General features: G+C 47.0%; 2 protein-coding genes. Both read right to left on the bottom strand.

What is annotated here, in order from left to right; translation table 11 throughout:
• The coding region (locus R7O12_RS24470; RefSeq protein WP_318126630.1) for an ArsR family transcriptional regulator at nt 1–177 on the bottom strand (177 nt) is incomplete at its 3' end.
• Nucleotides 178–283: 106 nt separating this feature from the next.
• A complete protein-coding gene (locus tag R7O12_RS24465; RefSeq protein ID WP_318126629.1) occupies nt 284–1,507 on the bottom strand; it encodes an EAL and HDOD domain-containing protein in 1,224 nt (407 codons plus the stop codon).
• Nucleotides 1,508–1,549 lie beyond the last annotated feature (42 nt).

Genomic DNA, 1,549 nt, shown 5'->3' with positions numbered 1-1,549 from the left:
ATCGACTCCAATGCCACTCGATCTCACCTGACCACGATGACGAGAAACTTTCGGCTGACTCTCTTGCAATGCAAACGCCAAATCACCTACGCAAATTTCTCCTTCGCGGGCCACCAGCATTAAGCAGCGCACACGAGTCTCGTCAGATAAAAGCTTGAAAAACTGATGTGGAAGCATAGTTAACATACCTATATATGGATATGCATATATGTTTATTTAATTGTGCCAAGGCGTCAAGAGCCACACCCTTGCCTTCATAAAAGTTTCATACTAATAGAGAGAATTAGACCGCGACGACGCTTTGGCTCCAGCGAACCGCTTCACTTAATGAGGCTTTGACTTCATCGAATGACAAACCCAACTGACCCGAGAGCTTTTCGACGCCATGCCAATCTGCTCGCTCGTAGCATGCTTCTAGCGAGATCAGCACGCCGTACTCACCCTTACGATGCAGTAATGCTTGCTGCACAGAATCACTCAACGGCAGTTGCTTCACCAAGGCTTCGATCGATAAGTCGAGCATGGCATCTAAGATCGACAATAAGCCGACCATAAAGCCTTGCTCATTAAGATGAGAAAAAGGTTGGTAACGCGACATCAGCTCACAGAACTGGGCACGTTGCAAAGAGAGGTTGTACAACTCACGCGGTTTGTTGCTTGAGATGTAAGACGCCACCACCAAAGAGACAAATTGCTTCAGCTTGTCTTGACCAAGGGAAATCAGCGCCTGACGGAACGAGCTGATTTCCACCTCTAATGTGGTGATCTGGGTATTCACAAAACGCAGTAACTTGTACGACAAGGCCACATCTTGCGTAATGATGCTTTCAATGCGGTCAAAATCCGGCTCTGGCGCGCAGACTTCCCGAAACAGTTGTAACGCTAACACCTGCTCCGGACTGACGTATTTGGTTTGCGACACCAATGGCTTGCTAAAAAAGTAGCCTTGAAAGAATTTAAAGCCCGCCGCTTTGGCTTGCTCAAACTCTTCTGCGGTTTCGACGCGTTCCGCTAAAAAGTGATATTTGACGCGCTTGGCGAGGTGGGTTTTAACCAGTTCACACGCTTTTTCTAGCCCCATCGCCATGATATCGAGTTTAACGATGTGCACATAAGGTAAGAAGCGACGCCACTCCGGTGTTAAGGTGAAATCATCCAGCGCGATCAAATAACCTTCTCGATATAACTCGCGAATTGCATCGAGAAGATCATCGGTAGGTTGGCAAGTCTCTAAGACTTCTACGACGATTTTGTTTTTTGGCAAGCTGCGAGGCAAACGGCGTACCAAGCTCTGATGAGGAAAGTTGATAAAGCATCGCGAAGAAGCAATTACTGGGTTAGTACCCAGTGATAGAAAGTTCTCGACGATTAATCGGTATGTCGCTCGGTTTGATTCGATATGAGCGGGATAGGCGTTGCTTTCCCCATCTCTAAATAACAATTCATAACCCAGCGTCTGTCTTTTTCGGTTAAAGATCGGCTGGCGAGCGACATACGTTGTATTCATGCGATAGAACTACCTATAAATGGCTTAGGATTTTGCAGCCGC

It is taken from the genome of Vibrio sp. Vb1574, assembly GCF_033338675.1.
The sequence above is the reverse complement of the archived record's forward strand: the minus strand, read 5'-3'. Positions and strand labels throughout refer to the sequence as shown.

Excerpts from the sequence above, each read along its gene's own strand:
- R7O12_RS24465 (WP_318126629.1), bottom strand. The coding sequence starts at position 1,507 with ATGAATACAACGTATGTCGCTCGCCAGCCGATCTTTAACCGAAAAAGA.